Annotated in this window: 16 protein-coding genes; 14 read left to right on the forward strand and 2 right to left on the reverse strand. The window is 69.7% G+C overall.

Features of this window, described 5'->3' with window-relative positions; genetic code table 11:
- The first annotated feature begins 45 nt into the window (after positions 1–45).
- The 6 genes from ACFVH2_RS21100 to ACFVH2_RS21125 all read left to right on the forward strand — a co-directional run bounded on the left by ACFVH2_RS21100 (position 46) and on the right by ACFVH2_RS21125 (position 6,183).
- Positions 46–1,518, forward strand: coding sequence for an aldehyde dehydrogenase (locus tag ACFVH2_RS21100; RefSeq protein WP_378426695.1), 1,473 nt, complete (start codon positions 46–48; stop codon positions 1,516–1,518).
- Positions 1,519–1,550: 32 nt separating this feature from the next.
- Positions 1,551–2,300 carry an SDR family oxidoreductase gene (locus ACFVH2_RS21105; RefSeq protein WP_378426693.1) on the forward strand — a complete coding sequence of 250 codons (750 nt, stop codon included), beginning with the start codon at positions 1,551–1,553 and terminating at the stop codon, positions 2,298–2,300.
- Positions 2,297–3,196, forward strand: coding sequence for an NAD(P)-dependent oxidoreductase (locus ACFVH2_RS21110; RefSeq protein WP_378426691.1), 900 nt, complete (start codon positions 2,297–2,299; stop codon positions 3,194–3,196). The genes ACFVH2_RS21105 and ACFVH2_RS21110 overlap by 4 nt, the downstream gene beginning before the upstream one ends.
- Entirely contained in the window at positions 3,193–3,624 is a 432-nt protein-coding gene (locus ACFVH2_RS21115) for a carboxymuconolactone decarboxylase family protein (protein WP_378426690.1), read from the forward strand. The genes ACFVH2_RS21110 and ACFVH2_RS21115 overlap by 4 nt, the downstream gene beginning before the upstream one ends.
- Before the next feature lie 56 nt (positions 3,625–3,680).
- Positions 3,681–5,147 (forward strand): FAD-dependent oxidoreductase, encoded by a 1,467-nt coding sequence (locus ACFVH2_RS21120; RefSeq protein ID WP_378426688.1) that lies wholly within the window; start codon positions 3,681–3,683, stop codon positions 5,145–5,147.
- 88 nt (positions 5,148–5,235) lie between these two features.
- Entirely contained in the window at positions 5,236–6,183 is a 948-nt protein-coding gene (locus tag ACFVH2_RS21125; RefSeq protein ID WP_378426686.1) for a pyridoxamine 5'-phosphate oxidase family protein, read from the forward strand.
- Between the two features lie 15 nt (positions 6,184–6,198).
- Here the strand turns inward: ACFVH2_RS21125 and ACFVH2_RS21130 are convergent, their stop codons facing one another.
- Complete coding sequence (locus ACFVH2_RS21130; RefSeq protein ID WP_378426684.1) at positions 6,199–7,059, reverse strand: LLM class F420-dependent oxidoreductase; 861 nt, start codon at positions 7,057–7,059, stop codon at positions 6,199–6,201.
- An 82-nt stretch (positions 7,060–7,141) separates the two neighbouring features.
- On the opposite strand from ACFVH2_RS21130, the gene ACFVH2_RS21135 reads away from it, so the two are divergent.
- Positions 7,142–8,116 carry an oxidoreductase gene (locus ACFVH2_RS21135; protein WP_378426682.1) on the forward strand — a complete coding sequence of 325 codons (975 nt, stop codon included), beginning with the start codon at positions 7,142–7,144 and terminating at the stop codon, positions 8,114–8,116.
- Here ACFVH2_RS21135 and ACFVH2_RS21140 read toward each other — a convergent pair.
- A complete protein-coding gene (locus tag ACFVH2_RS21140) occupies positions 8,098–9,831 on the reverse strand; it encodes an acyl-CoA dehydrogenase family protein (protein WP_378426680.1) in 1,734 nt (577 codons plus the stop codon). The genes ACFVH2_RS21135 and ACFVH2_RS21140 overlap by 19 nt on opposite strands.
- Positions 9,832–10,040: 209 nt before the next feature.
- Between ACFVH2_RS21140 and ACFVH2_RS21145 the strand changes: the two genes are divergently transcribed.
- From ACFVH2_RS21145 to ACFVH2_RS21175, 7 genes are all read left to right on the forward strand, one after another.
- Positions 10,041–10,997: an oxygenase MpaB family protein gene (locus ACFVH2_RS21145; protein ID WP_378426678.1), complete on the forward strand. Its 957-nt coding sequence runs from the start codon at positions 10,041–10,043 to the stop codon at positions 10,995–10,997.
- 33 nt (positions 10,998–11,030) lie between these two features.
- The gene (locus ACFVH2_RS21150; protein ID WP_378426677.1) at positions 11,031–12,374 is read left to right on the forward strand and encodes a cytochrome P450; all 1,344 of its coding nucleotides are present in this window, start codon (positions 11,031–11,033) and stop codon (positions 12,372–12,374) included.
- A gap of 31 nt (positions 12,375–12,405) precedes the next feature.
- Positions 12,406–13,005 (forward strand): TetR/AcrR family transcriptional regulator, encoded by a 600-nt coding sequence (locus tag ACFVH2_RS21155; RefSeq protein ID WP_378426675.1) that lies wholly within the window; start codon positions 12,406–12,408, stop codon positions 13,003–13,005.
- Positions 13,006–13,126: 121 nt separating this feature from the next.
- Positions 13,127–14,734: a succinic semialdehyde dehydrogenase gene (locus ACFVH2_RS21160; RefSeq protein WP_378426673.1), complete on the forward strand. Its 1,608-nt coding sequence runs from the start codon at positions 13,127–13,129 to the stop codon at positions 14,732–14,734.
- On the forward strand, positions 14,731–16,047 hold the full coding sequence (locus ACFVH2_RS21165) for an AMP-binding protein (RefSeq protein WP_378426672.1): 1,317 nt from the start codon (positions 14,731–14,733) through the stop codon (positions 16,045–16,047). Before ACFVH2_RS21160 ends, ACFVH2_RS21165 begins: the two co-directional genes overlap by 4 nt.
- Positions 15,999–16,358 carry a hypothetical protein gene (locus ACFVH2_RS21170; RefSeq protein ID WP_378426670.1) on the forward strand — a complete coding sequence of 120 codons (360 nt, stop codon included), beginning with the start codon at positions 15,999–16,001 and terminating at the stop codon, positions 16,356–16,358. Before ACFVH2_RS21165 ends, ACFVH2_RS21170 begins: the two co-directional genes overlap by 49 nt.
- Positions 16,355–17,176, forward strand: a complete 822-nt coding sequence (locus ACFVH2_RS21175; protein WP_378426668.1) for an SDR family NAD(P)-dependent oxidoreductase — start codon at positions 16,355–16,357, stop codon at positions 17,174–17,176. Before ACFVH2_RS21170 ends, ACFVH2_RS21175 begins: the two co-directional genes overlap by 4 nt.
- Positions 17,177–17,216 lie beyond the last annotated feature (40 nt).

The following is a 17,216-nucleotide window of genomic DNA, read 5'->3' on the forward strand; positions in this document are numbered from 1 at the left end:
CGAACTATAGTCCAGACACCTGTCCAGAAAGGAAGGGTTTGCGCAATGACGCTTCGACCTGCCGACAGCTCTGCACTGCTCGTCGACGGAAAGCTGATCTCGGGCTCCGGAGGGACCTTCGAGGTTCTCAACCCGGCCACCGAGGAGGTCATCGGCCTCGCCGCCGAGGGCACCGCCGAGGACATGGACGCCGCCATCGGGGCCGCACGGCGCGCCTTCGACACGACCGACTGGAACCGCGACCACGCGTTCCGGGCCCGATGCCTGCGACAGCTCTGCGACGCGCTGCAGTCGCACCTCGAGGAGCTGCGCGCGATCACCATCGACGAGGTCGGGGCCCCGGCCATGCTGACCACCGGTCCGCAACTGGAGGGTCCGATCGAGGACCTTCGCTACTGGGCCGATCTTGCCGAAAGCTATTCCTGGGAGAGCGATCTCGGGAAGGCGACGCCGATGGGCATTGCCACCGCGCGACGCGTGCTGAAGGAGGCGGTCGGCGTGGTCGGGGCGATCACCCCGTGGAACTTCCCACACCAGATCAACTTCGCCAAGCTCGGTCCCGCGCTCGCCGCGGGCAACACCGTGGTGCTCAAGCCGGCCCCCGACACCCCTTGGTGCGCAGCACTGGTCGGCCAGGTCATCGCCGAGGAGACCGACATACCCGCGGGCGTGGTCAACATCGTGACCTCCACCGACCACGGCCTCGGCGCCCAGCTCGCCGCCGACCCACGGGTCGACCTGGTCTCCTTCACCGGATCGACCGCGACCGGCAAGGCCGTCATGCGCACCGCCGCGGACTCGCTGAAGAAGGTGTTCCTCGAACTCGGCGGCAAGTCTGCCTTCGTCGTGCTCGACGACGCCGACGTGGCGGCCGCCAGTTCCGTCGCCGGCTTCTCGGTGTGCGTTCACGCCGGCCAGGGCTGCGCGCTGACCACCCGGCTGCTGGTGCCACGCGCCCGGTACGACGAGGCGGTGGCCGCGACCGCCCGGACGATGTCCGGCATCCGCGCAGGCGACCCGTCGAAGCCCGGAACCGTCTGTGGACCACTGATCTCCGCTCGCCAGCGTGACCGCGTCGAGGGCTACCTGAAGCTCGCTGTCGAGGAGGGCGGCACCATCGTCACGGGCGGTGGACGACCCGCGGACCGCGAGCGCGGGTACTTCGTCGAGCCGACCCTGATCGCCGGACTCGACAACTCGGCGCGGGTCGCGCAGGAGGAGATCTTCGGCCCGGTGCTGGTCGTCCTGCCGCACGACGGGGACGACGACGCGATCCGGATCGCGAACGAGTCCCCCTACGGTCTCTCGGGCGCAGTCTGGGGTACCGACCCCGATCGAGTGAATCGTGTGGTCGCGGGCATTCGCACCGGAACGCTCAGCGTCAACGGCGGCGTCTGGTACTCCGCCGACGCACCGTTCGGCGGATACAAGCAGTCGGGGATCGGTCGAGAGATGGGCGTGGCCGGCTTCGAGGAATACCTGGAAACCAAGCTCGTCGCCTCCCCCGCGTCCGCGTAATGCATTCCACGACAACGAAAGCAGGACTTCACATGGGACGTTTCGACGGACGCACCGCCATCGTGACCGGCGCCGCGCAGGGCATCGGAGAGGCGTATGCCCGAGCGCTGGCCGCCGAGGGGGCGAACGTGGTGGTGTCGGACCTCAACCGCGAACTCGGCGAGACCGTGGCCAAGCAGATCGTCGCCGACGGCGGATCCGCGGTGTTCAAGGAGGTCGACGTCGCGGACGGCGCGTCGACGCAGGACCTGGCCGACTTCACCATCGCGAAGTTCGGCAGCATCGAGCACCTGGTCAACAACGCCGCCATCTACGGCGGCATGAAGATCGACTCGCTGCTCACCGTGGACTGGGACTACTACCGCAAGTTCATGAGCGTGAACATGGACGGCGCGCTGCAGGTGTGCCGGGCGGTGGTCCCGCACATGCGCGCCAACGGCGGCTCGATCGTCAACCAGTCCTCCACCGCGGCCTGGTTGTACTCGAACTACTACGGACTGGCGAAGGCGGGCATCAACAGCCTGACCCAGCAGCTGGCCACCGAGCTCGGCTGGTCGAACATCCGCATCAACGCCATCGCGCCGGGCCCGATCGACACCGAGGCCACCCGCACCGTCACCCCGGGCAACGTCGTCAAGGACATCGTGAAGCGAATTCCGCTGCAGCGCATGGGGACCACCGACGACCTGGTCGGCATGTGTCTGTTCCTGCTCTCCGACGAGGCGAGCTGGGTCACCGGCCAGATCTTCAACGTCGACGGCGGACAGGTGTACCGCTCATGACCGCGGCCGCCACCGACGTCACGGTCGGCTACATCGGGCTCGGCAACATGGGTGCGCCGATGGCGAAGCGACTGCTCGACTGGCCCGGCGGCCTGGTGGTCTGCGACGCCCGCACCGAGGCCACCGAACCGTTCACCGCGGCAGGCGCCCGCGCCGCGGCCACCCCCGCCGCGGTCGCCGCCGAGGCCACGGTCATCTCGGTGACCGTGCTCGACGACGCCCAGGTGCGCGACGTCGTGGCCGGCCCGGACGGCATCCTGTCCACCGCGCGAGCGGGCACGGTGATCGCGGTGCACTCGACGATCTCGGACGTCACCGCCGTGGAACTCGCCCGCACCTGCGCGGAGGCGGGCGTCCACCTGATCGACGCCCCGATCAGCGGCGGCGCACCGGGTGCCCAGCAAGGTCGCCTCGCGGTCATGGTCGGGGGTTCCGCCGAGGCCTTCGCCGCGGTCAGCGAACCGTTCGGCCGATTCGCGGAGCTGGTGGTCCACGCCGGCGAGGTCGGCGCGGGAACGCGGATGAAGCTGGCTCGCAATCTGCTGCACTTCATCTCGTTCACCGCGGCCACCGAGGCGCAGCGGCTTGCCGAGGCGGCCGGCCTGGACATCCGGGACCTCGGCAAGGTGGTCCGGCACACCGACGCGATCACCGGCGGGGCCGGGGCGATCATGCTGCGTGAGACCACGGCCCCGGTCGCCGAGACCGACGGCTGGTTCCCGATCCTCAGCCACGTCCGCAACCTCGGCGAGAAGGACCTGTCCCTGGCCCTCGACCTCGGCGAACGACTCGACGTCGACCTTCCACTGGCCACCCGGGCACTGTCGGGCCTCGGCCCCGGCCTCGGCGTCGGTACCGGCGCCCTCTCCGAATCACTCACGAAGGAGCACACATGACCGATCGGAACGAACCGACCGAGGCTCGGTCGCGCGGCGTCGCGATGATGAACGAGGTGTACGGCTGGGAGATGCCCGCGGACGTACCCGGCGACTTCTTCGCCGTCACCGCCGACCACCTCTTCGCCGACATCTGGACGCGGCCGGGCCTGAGCCTGCGCGACCGGCGCCTGCTGCTGCTGGGCGCGATCACGGCGCAGGGTCAGGGCGACGTCGCGAAGATCCAACTCGGCGCCGCGCTGCAGAACGAGGAACTCACCGAGCAGCAGTGCGAGGAGGCCGCGATCTTCCTGTGCCACTACGTCGGCTGGCCGCTGGCCACCGGGCTGAACAACGCCCTCATCTCCGTCAAGGCCGACCGTCGCAAGGCGGCCCGGGCCGCGGCGAAGGCGGCCGAGGCGGAGTCGGCGGATTCGGCCTCCGGCTGACGCCGAAACCGAAATACTGCACCCAAGGCAACAACCCCGAGCAGAAGGACCGATTCATGGCCGAGGCCAACCACATCCGCCCACTGTCCGTCGACCAGGTGCAGACCTGGCATCACGAGGCCGACGTGGTCGTCGCCGGCTACGGCATCGCGGGCGTCAGCGCCGCGATCGAGGCGGCCCGAGCCGGCGCGGACGTGCTGGTTCTCGAGCGCACCAGCGGATGGGGTGGCGCGGCCGCCCTCGCCGGCGGCTTCATCTACCTGGGCGGGGGCACCCCGTTGCAGAAGGCGCTCGGGTTCGAGGACTCCCCCGAGAACATGAAGGCCTTCATGATGGCGGCCCTCGGCCCCGGCGCCGACGAGGAGAAGGTCACCGACTACTGCAACGGCAGCGTCGAGCACTACCAGTGGCTCGTGGACAACGGCGTGCCGTTCAAGGAGAGCTTCTACGGCCAGCCCGGCTGGGAGACCCCGTTCGACGACGGCCTGATGTACTCGGGCGGCGAGAACGCCGCCCCGTTCAACACCGTCGCCACCCCCGCCCCGCGCGGGCACGTCCCCCAGATGACCGGCAAGCGCACCGGCGAGAAGGGCGGCGGCTTCATGCTGATGAAGCCGCTGGTCGAGACCGCGGAGAAGCTCGGGGTGCGGCACGAGTACGACATGCGGGTGCAGCGACTGATCGTCGACGGCGATCGGGTGGTCGGCATCGTCGCCAAGCAGTACGGCAAGGAGATCGCCGTCCGCGCCCGCACCGGCGTCGTGCTGGCCACCGGCAGCTTCGCCTACAACAAGGAGATGGTGCAGGCCTTCGCGCCGCGCCTGATCGGCAAGCCCGGCGCCTCGATCGAGGAGCACGACGGCAAGGCGATCCAGATGGCGCAGGCCATCGGCGCGGACCTCGCGCACATGGACGCCACCGAGGTCGCATTCTTCGGCGACCCACAGCTCATGGTCCGCGGCATCCTCGTCAACGCCCGCGGTCAGCGGTACGTCAACGAGGACACCTACCCGGGCCGGATCGGCCAGGAGACGTTGCTGCGCAACGACAACCAGGCCTATCTCGTCATCGACGAGGCGGCCTACGAGGAGGGCAGCGCGGCGGACAGTTCGACTCCGTTCTTCCGCTTCCAGCCCAAGTGGGTGGCCGAGACGGTCGAGGAACTCGAGTCGGACATGGGCCTGCCGGAGGGCACGCTGGTGTCGACGGTGGAGGTCTACAACCGGCACGCCGAGCGGGGCGAGGATCCGGTTCTGGGCAAGAAGTCCGAGTGGTGCAAGCCGATCGGCTCCCCGATCGCCGCGCTCGACCTGCGCAACTTCACCGCCGGCTTCACCCTCGGCGGCCTGCGGACCACGATCAACTCCGAGGTGCTGCACGTCTCCGGCGAGCCCATCCCCGGACTCTTCGCCGCCGGCCGCTGCACCGCGGGCGTCTGCGCGGGCGGCTACGCCTCGGGAACCTCCTTGGGCGACGGCAGCTTCTACGGTCGCCGGGCCGGGATCGCCGCCGCCAAGGGCTAGACAGGCGGCTGCGCCGCCTGTGCGTGGTTGACGAGTCCCTGCACTCGTCAACCACGCACAGGAGCGGCGCCCCGGGTAGGGTCGGGCCATGCCGGTGACCTGGTCGGACGACGTGGACGCCATCCTGGGCGGCGACATCACCTGCGGTCTCGCCTGCCTCACCCCGGCGGGCGGGGCGGTCGTGACGACGGTGTCGCCGATCGGGCTCCGCGACCGCGAACACGGCACCGTCGGCTTCACCACCTCGCTCGGCTTCGGCCGCAAACTCGAACGCATCAAGGACAATCCCCGGGTCGCGCTGGCCTACCACGCACGCGAGCACGGGGTGGGTGACTGCGCCGACCCCCGGTTCGTCCTCGTGCAGGGCGAGGCGCGATTCGACCCACACCCGGACCGCGCGACGCTCGACGAGATCGGCGAGCACTCGGAGCCGTACCTGGGCGCGCCGCGGCGCGGCCCCTTCTGGGACCGGTGGCTGCGCGCGTACTACGAGGACCGGGTGCTGGTGACGGTGACCGCGACCCGGGTCGTCGCCTGGCCCTCGGCGACCGCGGAGGGTGAGCCCGAAGTGTTCGGTGCGCCGCGGCCCGACGGTGCGGCCGCGCCGCAGACGCCGCCGAAGAAGGGCACCGGCCCGCGGGTGCACGCGGTGCGGACCGGCGACCGGGCGTCGAGGTTGCCGCACCTGTTGCTCGCCTACCGCGACGCGGATCGGTACCCGGTGATCGTGCCGGTCGGGGTGAGATCGGCCGATGCCGCCGGCGTGCGACTACGGGTGCCCGCCGGTGTGCCCCTCGGCGGTCGCCGGGCCGGGCTGCTCGCGCACTCCTACGGCGCCCAGCTCGTCGGCCTCGAGTCCCGCCAGAACACCGGCTGGCTCGAGGTCACCGACAACGGGGCGTTGTACGCGCCGCACACGGAGTCCGGGTTCCGTGCACCCGCGAACAAGACGATCCTGCTGCTGGCCAACGGATTCCTGGCGCGGCGCGGGCTGGCGAAGGCCCGCAGGCAGGGGCGGGTCCAAGCGCTGGGCTGAACCCGCCACCACGGGTCAGCCCGCGAACGGCTCTCGATCCAGCTTGCCCGCGAGCCGCTCGAGGTAGGCCACGACCTCGGCCTCCGACTTGTCCGGCAGGCCGTACACCACCTCGGTGACGCCGAGGTCCTCCCAGCGGGACAGCTTCTCGGGCACAGGCTTGCGGTCGAGCACCACGATCCGCGGCGCACCCTCCCGGCCGGCGTCGGCCCAGGCCTTGCGCAGCAGCAGCACGTTGTCGTCGATGTCCTGCTCGATCGGGGTGGTCATCCACCCGTCGGCGGAGCGCGCGATCCACTTGAAGTTCTTCTCGTTGCCCGCCGCGCCGACGATGACCGGAACTCGCGGCTGCTGAACGGGTTTGGGCCACGCCCAGCTCGGGCCGAAGTCGAGGAACTCCCCGTGGTACTCCGCCTCCTGCTGTGACCACAGCGCTGCCATGCCCTCGAGGTACTCACGCAGCATGGTGCGGCGCTTGGCCGGCGGCACGCCGTGATCGGTCAACTCGTCGAGATTCCAGCCGTAGCCGACACCCAGGACAACCCGGCCGCCGGAGAGGTGGTCGAGCGTGGCGATGGTCTTCGCGAGCGTGATCGGGTCGTGCTCGACGGGCAGCGACACGGCGGTCCCGAGGGCGATCCGTTCGGTCACCGACGCGGCGGTACCCAGTGCCACCCACGGATCGAGGGTGCGCATGTACCGGTCGTCGGGAAGGGACTCGTCCCCGGTCTGCGGGTGCGCGGCATCGCGACGCACCGGGATGTGGGTGTGCTCCGGGACGTAGAACGAGTCGAATCCGGTTCGCTCCGCGGCCCGGGCCGCGGCGGCGGGCGTTATCCCCCGATCGCTCGTGAACAACGTGATGCCAAACTTCATCAATGTCTCCTCGCCGCGCGAACCCTCGTTCCGATGCCGTGAAGACTAATTTCTGGACACCTGTTTATCAAGGTGTCCAGAAATGCCTGCCGCGCGGGGCGACACGGTGATTCGCGGTCGGTCCGAGCGCAACCCCTGGACGCTCGACCGGGCTCCGAACCAGGCGGGCCGGACCGCCCTGGTGACCGGCGCCAACTCCGGAATCGGGCTCGAGACCGCCCGCGCGCTCGCCCACCTCGGCGCCGACGTCGTGCTCGGCTGCCGCAACCAGGCCCGGGCCGAGGGCGCCCGCGCGGATCTCCTCGCGAGCCTTCCCGGCGCGCGCATCGAGATCCTGCACGTCGACCTCTCCGACCTCGCGTCGGTCCGCGACGCCGCGGCCCGGGCTCACGAGCGATTCGATCGCCTGGACGTCCTGGTCAACAACGCCGGCCTGATGCGCTCGCCGCGCACGATCACCGCCGACGGCTTCGAGGCGAACCTCGGCACCAATTTCCTCGGGCACTTCGCGTTGACCGGATTACTGCTCGACCTGGTCGAGTCCGCGCCGTCCGGGCGGGTCGTCACCGTGGGCAGCCTCGCCCACCGGTTCGGCCGGATCCAATTCGCGGACCCACAACTCGCAGCACACTTCACGGTCGCGAAGGCGTACGCCCAGTCCAAGCTCGCCGAGGTCATGTTCGCGCTCGCCCTCGACCGGCGCCTGCGCGCAGCGCGGTCCGGGTCGATCTCGGTCGCCAGCCATCCCGGCGGCAGCCGCACCGCGGTGCTACGCGACCAGAACGCACTGCTCCGCCTCGGGATCAGCTCCAGGATGCGGGCGCTGACGGCCAGGCTCGTGCAGGAGCCGGCGGCAGGCGCGCTGCCGACCCTGCGTGCGGCGACCGATCCGGCGGTGGCCGGCGGCGACTACTACGGTCCCGGCGGACTACTCGAACTGACCGGGCCACCCGGCCCGGCGGGCATCGCCCGCCGGGCCCGGGACGGCGCGGACCAGGACCGGCTGTGGTCGCTCGCCGAGGACCTGACCGGCGTCCGCTACGGGCGCATCTCGTAGGCGCCGTCGTACGCGACCACCTGGTCCCACACCCGGCCGAACCGCTTCTCGTCCACCACGGGCTTGCGCACCGCCGCGAGCGCCCACTCCTGCTGAGCCTCCGTCGAGGACGGCTTCCCGTGCAGGGCAATCGCGTACCCGGAGAAGTCGCGGACCTGGAAGTCGAAGATCTGGTCGACGAGATCGAGGTCCAGGCCCGTGATCTCGGCCTGTTCGAGGATCAGCTGGCCGTACACGACGAGCGAGAAGAGGTGACCGACGTTGAGCATGAAGTCGAGGTCCTTCTGCTGCGCGGTGTCCGGCGCGGCGGTGGACAGCAGCTCCTTCAGCGCCGTGGCCTGCTCGTAGAAGCGGACCACGTTCGGCACGTCGCCGAACCGTTCGTACACCTTGGTCCAGTCGTGGAACTGAACCTTCGCCGCCCCTCGGGTCGGGCCCTGATTCCAGAAGAACTCGTCGTCGGCCGCGTCGAGCCGGGTACCGATCTCGGGGTACTCGGCGGGATTGAAGAGGTAGTTGGGCAGGAACTTGAGGATCAGGCCGACGTTGACGTGGACGGTGCCCTCGAGCTTGGGGAGGCAGCCGATCATCCCGGCGGCCTCGCGGAAGTAGGTGTTCTTCTCGTAGCCCTTGGCCGCGATCACGTCGTGCAGCAGCGCGACGACGCGCTCGCCCTCCGAGGTGACCTTCGCCTTGGTCATCGGGTTGAAGAGCAGGTAGCGGCGGTCGTCGAGGCTGGCGCTGCGGAAGTAGTCGACGGCGCGGGCGGCGAACTGCTTCATCGCGACCGTGCGCGCGTAGGCGTCGACGAACGCCGCCCGCACATGGGTGAAGTCCGTGACCGGGTTGCCGTAGAGAATCCGATTGTGCGCGTGCGTGATCGCCTCGTAGAACGCGTGCTCGGCGATGCCGATCGAACCGGTGCACAGATTGAACTTGCCGACGTTGACGGTGTTCAGTGCCGCCTCGAACGCCTGCACCCCGGTGTGCAGGATGTCCTGCTCGCGGACTGGGTAGTCCTCGAGGCGGAAGGTGCTCACGTACATCTGGCCGCGCAGGATGTTGTCGATCAGCTGGTAGTTCGGATGCCGGCTGTCCGCGACGAAGAAGACGTAGCCGTCGGGACCCTCGATGTCGGTGCGGCGGCCGAAGACCGAGACCATGCCCGCGACATTGCCGTTGCCGATGTAGTACTTGTCCCCCGTCACCCGGAACGCGACACCCTCCTCCGCGGCAGGGGTCAGGAGCATGTCGGTGGAGTAGACGTCGGCGCCGTGCTCGCGCTCGGAGAGCCCGAACGCCATCACCCCGCCGTCGGTCAGCTCGCGCGCGGCCCGTTCCTTCGCAATGACGTTGTCGCTCATCCAGATCGGGCCCAGCCCGAGGATGGTGACCTGCCACGCGTACCAGTAGGCGAGGCCGTAGAAGCCGAAGATCTCGCTCAGGGCCGCGTTGCGGGCGGCGTCCCAGCGGCGGTTCGGGTCGCCGTCGCCGAACTCGGCGGGAGTCTGGAAGGTCGCGAACAGCTTCTCGTCCTTGACGAACTCGAGAAAGTCCGACACCCAGACCGCGTCCAGGTCGTCCTGGAGCAGTCGCTGCTTGCCACGATTCTCGAACCAGTCGATGGTCGCGCGCAGCAACCTCCTGGTCTCGGGGTCGAAGTCCCGAGGGTCGTAGGTGTTCGGGTTGAACAGCAATCCAGCTTGCTCCGTCACGGCCACGCCTTTCGTCGAAGTACCGACCCTCAACTTACCAGCGAGTAACTTTCGCGTGAAGGGGTCCCGAGCCGTCTCCCGGGGCAGGGAAATCGACGCGGACTCTTGTGCACGCCACCCACCCGGCCTACTGTCTGGAACAGAGACACAGTTTTGTTCCATTGTTCACACCGGAACCCGACCCGGGCGTGACGACCGGAGGACTACTCATGACGCCTGTGCCCGAGACGACCCACGACCCCGCCGCCCCGCACGTCGGGTTCGACGAGGGCATCCGCGAGGCCGTGCCGATCACCGTCGACGACGAGGTGGCCGCCGCGGTGCCACCGCTCGGACCGGACTCGCTGGTGTGGAAGTTCTACGGCGACGTCCGTGGACTGCTCGGATTCCAGCGGCTCGCGGGCACCGAGAACTGCATCGAGCAACTCGGCAAGGCCGTCGAGGACCACTCGGTGATCTTCTCCGACACCCTCGGCCGAGCCCGCCGCAGCGGGCCACCGATCATGAAGACCGTCTACAGCGAGGACCCGCACGCGTGGGGCCGAACCGTCCGCGATTTCCACAAGCCGATCAAGGGCACCATCGCCGACGGGTCGCGCTACCACGCGCTCAACCCCGAGCTCTTCTACTGGGCGCACGCAACTTTCGTCGACCAGGTCCTCTACGTCACCGACACCTTCATCCGTCGCCTGTCGGACGCGGAGAAGGAGCAGATCTTCGAGGAGAGCAAGGCCTGGTACCGGCTCTACGGCGTCAGCGACCGCGGCCAACCACAGACCTACGCCGAGTTCGTCGAGTACTGGGACGGCATGCTCGACCGGTTCGTACCGACGAAGACGATCGTCTACGCCACCGGGTACATCCGCAAGGGCATCCCGGGCCCCCGCCGGATCCCCGCACCCGCGTGGAAGGTGCTGTCCGCACCGCTGAATGCGTTCACCCGCACCGTCGTCGTCGGCACCGTCCCCCCGCAGATGCGCGAGGTGTGCGGGCTCGAGTGGGACGCAAAGAAGGAGAAGAGGTTTCAGCGCTTCGCCAGGGTGATGCGGGCACTCGATCCGGTGTTCAACCGCCTCCCCCTCGGGGCGCTCTACCTGCCGTGGGCGCGCGACGCGTGGCGCCGCGTCGGCGTCGATCCGCGTCGACTGCACAACGCCCCAGCCTGACCATCCACCGAACGACGACTTCCAGGAGATCGCATGCGTCACAAGCAGTTGGCCACTGTTCCCGCCGGCAGTGGGCTGAAGCCGATCCACGGAACGGGCGACCCCGGTGTGATCGAGGTACTCCGGTTCTTCAGGGATCCGATCAGCATGGTCGCCAGGCGCCGTGCCGCATACGGCGACATCACCTACATCAACTCGTTCGGCCTCAAGTTCGTCATACCGCTGAACGCAGACGGCTGCGAGGCCGTCGCGATGAACCGGGACAAAGCCTTCGCCAACGAACCGGCGTGGGGCTTCCTGATCGGCCCGTTCTTCCGCCGCGGCATCATGCTGATGGACTTCGAGGAGCACCGCCACCACCGGCGGATCATGCAGCAGGCCTTCACCAACACCCACCTCAAGGGCTACCTCCAGGACATGCAGCCGATGCTCGCCGACCGGGTGGCCCACCTGCCACTAGGCGACGACGTGCGCCTGCTCGACGAGTTCAAGCAGCTCACCCTGGACCTGGCCCTGGAGATCTTCCTCGGCCTGGACCTACCCCGCGCCGAGGCCGACCGGATCAACAAGGCGTTCGTCGACTGCGTGAACGCCGGCCTGTCGATCATCCGCAAGAACATCCCCGGCACGCGATGGGCGCGGGGTCTCGCCGGACGAAAGGCACTCGAGGACTTCTTCCACGAGCACCTGCCCGCCAAACGCGCGACCCAGACACCCGACCTGTTCTCCGTGCTCTGTCACGCCCAGGACGAGGAGGGCCACACCTTCACCGACGAAGACGTGGTCAACCACATGATCTTCGTGCTGATGGCCGCCCACGACACGTCGACCATCACGCTGACCACCATGGCGTACTACATGGCCAGGCACCCCGAGTGGCAGGACAAGGCCCGCGGGCAGTCACGCGGGCTGCCACCGGAAATCTCGTACGACACCCTCGACGAGTTCACGGTCCTCGACCGCATCATGAAGGAGTCGCTGCGGCTGAACTCCCCGGTGCCCGGTCTGCCGCGGCGGGCGATCAAAGACACCGAGATCTGCGGGCACCACATCCCCGAGGGCACGTACGTCGCCGCGATCAGCTTGGTCAACCACCACAATCCGGCGCTGTGGACCGATCCCGAGCGATTCGACCCCGATCGGTTCACCAAGGAACGCGCCGAGGACAAGATCCACCGCTACGCGTGGATGCCCTTCGGCGGCGGCGTCCACAAGTGCATCGGCCTGTACTTCGCGCAGATGGAGGTCAAGACGATCATGCACAACATGCTGCTGAGGTACGAGTGGTCGGTACCGGAGGACTACCGGTGGGAGCTCGACAATTCCACCCTTCCGGTGCCGAAGGACCGCCTGCCGGTGCGACTTCGCGCGCTGTAGGCGGATACCGACGTGCGAGCCGACGACCGATATGCTGCCTGTAATGCCCACACCAGCCGAGCGCACCGCGACGTCCGCGTCACCGGAGACCGCGATGCTCGACGCTGCCCGCGACGAGTTCGAGCGCTACGGGATCCGACGCACGAACATGGACGACATCGCACGTCGTGCCGGCATCAGTCGCAGCACGCTGTACCGGCGCTTTCCCAACAAGGACGCACTGGTCGAGACCCTCTTCCTCCGCGAGTCGGCGCTGTTCTTCGCGGAACTGGACCGGGTCGCCGCGGACCTGGATCCGCACGGCGCCGTCGTCGAGTGCTTCACCCGTGGAGTCCGGCTCGCCCAGGACTGGCCGCTCGCGGGCCGGATCCTCGAGTCCGAACCGGAAATGATCCTCGGACTCACCACCCGGACCGACGGTGCGCCGATCACGGAGGCGAGCGCCCAGATCGCGGGTTCGCTGCGGCGCAGCGGTGTCACGATGCCGGACGAGGACCTGCAGGCAGTGTCGGAGATCCTGCTTCGAATCGCGATCTCGTTGATGCTCAATCCGCAAGGGCAGTTGGATCTCTCGGACTCCGAGGCGGTGCGCCGGTACGCCGAGCGTTACCTCGTGCGTCTCGTCTGGTGACGACCACCCCACCCTGAACGACCACGCTCCGGCGCCACGCCACCCTCTACCGAGCGCACGGTCACTCCGGCGACCCACGAGCCGATGCCTCCGTGCTCGCACCCTCCCGAACGAGGACTCCATGACTTCGACCTCCCGCGACGCCACCTGCGTCGACGATCCCTCCCCGCCCGAGTACCCACCGACCGTCGGCCCGGACCTGATCGCCGAACTGCGCGCGCAGCTGCCGTCCTCCCCCGACGTGCACCGCGCGCGGGCCCCGTTCACCGGCGCCGCGCTTCCCGGCGTGCCGCAGGCGACGCCGGAGACGGTCGCGACTGCGGCATCGACCGCGCGCGAGGCCCAGACCGGGTGGGCAGAGACCCCGGTCTGCGATCGCGCCCGCGCGGTTCGGCGTTTCGGTCGCGCCCTGCTCGACCACCACGACCAGCTCTGCGACGTCATGCAGTGGGAGACCGGCAAGGCCCGCGTACATGCGGCCATCGAGGTGCAGGGCGTCATCTCGGTCGCCGAGTACTACGGGCGGACCGGCGAACGCCACCTGCGCGGGAGGCGCGCCCGCAGCGCGATGCCCGGCGTGGTGCGCACGCACGTCGGCCACCGCCCGAAGGGAGTGGTCGGGGTGATCGCGCCGTGGAACTACCCGCTGTTCCTCGCGGTCGGCGACGTGATCCCCGCCCTCGTTGCCGGCAACGCGGTGCTGAGCAAGGCCGACTCGCAGGCACCGTGGACGCTGCTGCTGGCGCGAAAGCTCGCGGTGGAAGCGGGTATTCCGCCGCAGGTGTGGCAGGTGGTGGCCGGACCGGGCAACCGCATCGGGCCGGCCGTCGTCGACGCGGTCGACCACCTGTGCTTCACCGGGTCCACGGCCACCGGCCGCGACATCGCGCGGCGCTGCGCGGACCGGCTGATCGGCGCATCGCTGGAACTGGGCGGCAAGAACGCGATGCTCGTGTGCGCGGACGCGGACGTCGACGCCGCCGCGGTCGGCGCGATCCAGGCCTGCTTCTCGAACGCGGGCCAGATGTGCATCGGCATCGAGCGGATCTATGTGCACGAGCGGGTGTACCCGCAGTTCGTCGAGGCGCTGACCGAACGCACCCGGCGACTTCGGCTCGGCGCCGGCTACTCCCACGACCTCGACATGGGTTCGCTCACCTCACCGAGACAGCTCGAGGCGACGCGGCGGCACGTAGAGGACGCGGTGGACAAGGGCGCGAGGGTGATCACCGGTGGGCGTGCCCGACCGGATCTCGGGCCCCTGTTCTTCGAGCCGACGGTGCTCGCCGACGTCACCGAGGACATGGACGTCTACGCGGAGGAGACCTTCGGTCCCGTCGTCGCCGTGTACCGGGTGCGCGGCGACGACGAGGCGGTCGCCGCCGCCAACGAGGGCGAGTACGGCCTGAGCGCGAGTGTGTGGACGCGGGACCTGAAGCGAGGCAGGCTGATCGCGTCCCGGATCGTGGCGGGGTCGGTGAACGTCAACGACGGGTACCTGTCCGCGATCGCCTCGCTCGACGCGCCGATGGGCGGGATGCGCGCGAGCGGGCTCGGCCGCCGGCACGGCCGCGCGGGCATCGTCCGCTACACCGAACCGCAGACCGTGACCACCCAGCGGCTACCCACCGCCTACCCGGACCGCTTCCGCGCCCTGCTGCTGCACGTGACGAACCTCGGCATGCGAGTGCGCCTGGCGCTGCCGCACCGATCGCGAGGACGACGATGAACCTCCCACCGCTGATCAGCCGGGCACGCAACGAATTCGCGGCGGCCCGGATTCTCCGGAGAGCGGGTATGGCGCCGCACAACCCACGCGCGTTCGCCGCCGGCGCCCGCGCCGTGGCCCGCCTCGGACCGTTCGGCGGCCTGCCCGGGTACTGCGCGGCGGTGCACTCCGGTACGGCCGTCATCGACGATCGCGGCGAACTCGGATTCGACGAATTCGATCTTCGGACAAGGCGACTGGCCAACGCGCTGCGTACCGAACTCGCCGGTGCGGACGGGGCCACGCCCAGTGTCGGGATCCTGTGCCGCAACCACGCCGATGCCCTGGTCACACTCTGCGCCGCAGCCGCCGCGGGCGCGCGGGTCGTGCTGCTGGGCGCGGACTTCGGTCCCCGGCAGGTCGCCGCGGTGGCCGCACGGGAACGGCTCGACGCGCTGGTCTACGACGAGGAGTTCGCGGCCGCGGCCGCGGTGTTCACCGGCCCGCGGTGGTGCGCCTGGTACGAGAACACACCGCCGGCGGACGCCCTCGACCACCTAGTCGCGCGCGGCGCCGATACCGTGCCGCCCCGGCCCGCACGGCCGGCGTCGCTGGTGATCCTGACCAGCGGCACCAGCGGGATTCCCAAGGGTGCGCCGCGCGGCGAACCGCGGACCCTGCTGCTGACGGCGGGGCTGCTCGAGCGGATCCCGTTGCGCGGTGGCGAACGAGTCCTGTTGTCGGCGCCCGTGTTCCACGGCTGGGGCCTGCTCGTCGCGGTGCTCACCCTCTGCCTCGGGTCGACCCTCGTCCTGCACCGCCGCTTCGACGCGGCCCGGGCAGTGACCGACCTCGAACGCCTCGGCTGCTCCACCTTCGTCGCGGTGCCGACCATGCTTCGCCGGGTGCTCGCCCTGGGCGAGCAGGTGCGGTCGGCGGACCTGTCCGCGGTGCGGATCGTGGCCAGCGGCGGCGCACGCCTGGAACCCGCCCTGGTTGCGGAAGTCACGGCGACGTTCGGCCCGGTGCTGCACAACCTCTACGGGTCGACCGAGGCGGCGTACATCAGCATCGCGACACCCGACGACCTCGCCGTCGCCCCGGACTGCGCGGGTCGCCCACCGCTGGGCAGCACGGTCCGCATCGCGGACGAGCGGGGGCACGCAATTGAAGCGGGCACGGAGGGCCGGATCCTGGTGCGCACTCCCGGACAGATCGACGCGTACACCGACGGCACCGCGCGCAGCAGTGTCGACGGTTTCTCGACACCGGCGATCGGGGGCACATGGACGGCAGCGGCCGACTGTTCGTCGCGGGCCGCTCCGACTCGATGATCGTCTCGGGCGGCGAGAACGTCTTCCCCGAGGAACTGGAGATGACGCTGCTCACGCACCCTGCGATCGCGGACGCCGTGGTGACACCGGTGGAGGACGCCGAGTTCGGGCGGAGACTGCGCGCCTACGTCGTGCGAGGACCGGGCACCGGTCGCGACCTCGACGAGGATGCCGTTCGCGCGCACGTCGCGACCGAGTTGCCCCGGTCCCGGATGCCCCGCGACATCGTGTTCGTGGATGCGCTGCCGCGCGGATCGTCCGGGAAGGTACTGCGCCAGACCATCGACGAGCTGAGGGAGAGCCACACATGAGGGGAATCGAGTTGGCCGGCCGGGTGGCCGTGGTGACCGGAGGTGCCCGCGGCATCGGGCTGGCCACCGCGCGGGCGTTGCGGGCGGCGGGGGCCCGGGTCGCGATCGGCGATGTCGACGCCGAACGGGCCGCGGCCACCGCCGCCGACCTCGGAATCGTCGCTGCCCACCTCGACGTCACCGACCCGGCGTCGGTCGACGCATTCCTCGACGAGGTGCAGACGCGGCTCGGCCCGATGACGGTGTGGGTGAACAACGCCGGCATCATGCCGATCGGTCCGGTCCTCGACCAGGATGCCGCGGTGATCCGCCGGGCCGTCGACGTCAACGTCGTCGGCGTGATGAACGGTGCCCTCGCCGCGGCGCGCCGCATGGTCACCGGAGGGGGCGGACGCATCGTCAACGTCGCGTCGATCGCCGGCCGCATGCCGGCGCCCGGAATGGCCGTCTACAGCGGCACCAAGTTCGCGGTCGTCGGATTCGGCGAGGCGCTCGATGCCGAACTCGCCGACCGCGGGGTGCGGGTGTCGACGGTGTTGCCCTCGTTCACCGACACCGAGCTGATCGCCGGGACCGCACCCGGACCGTTCACCCGGCCGATCCCGCCGGAGCAGGTCGCGGCAACCGTGGTGACGGTGCTGCGGCGGGGCCGCCGGCACGCGGTGGTCCCGGGCCGACTGTCCGCGGGAAGCGCACTGTGGCAACTGTTCCCGAGGCCCGTGGCTCGAGTTCTCCGCCGGGGCGTCGGGCTGGACCGGGTCTTCCTCGACGTCGGTGTGGACCGGCAGGCCTACGACCGACGCATCGCGGGGAGCTAGGCGTCGGTTCGTGGGCCTGGCCACCCCGCGACGGCGAGCG

It is taken from the genome of Rhodococcus sp. NPDC127527 (assembly GCF_042672245.1).
Lineage (GTDB): Bacteria > Actinomycetota > Actinomycetes > Mycobacteriales > Mycobacteriaceae > Rhodococcus_G.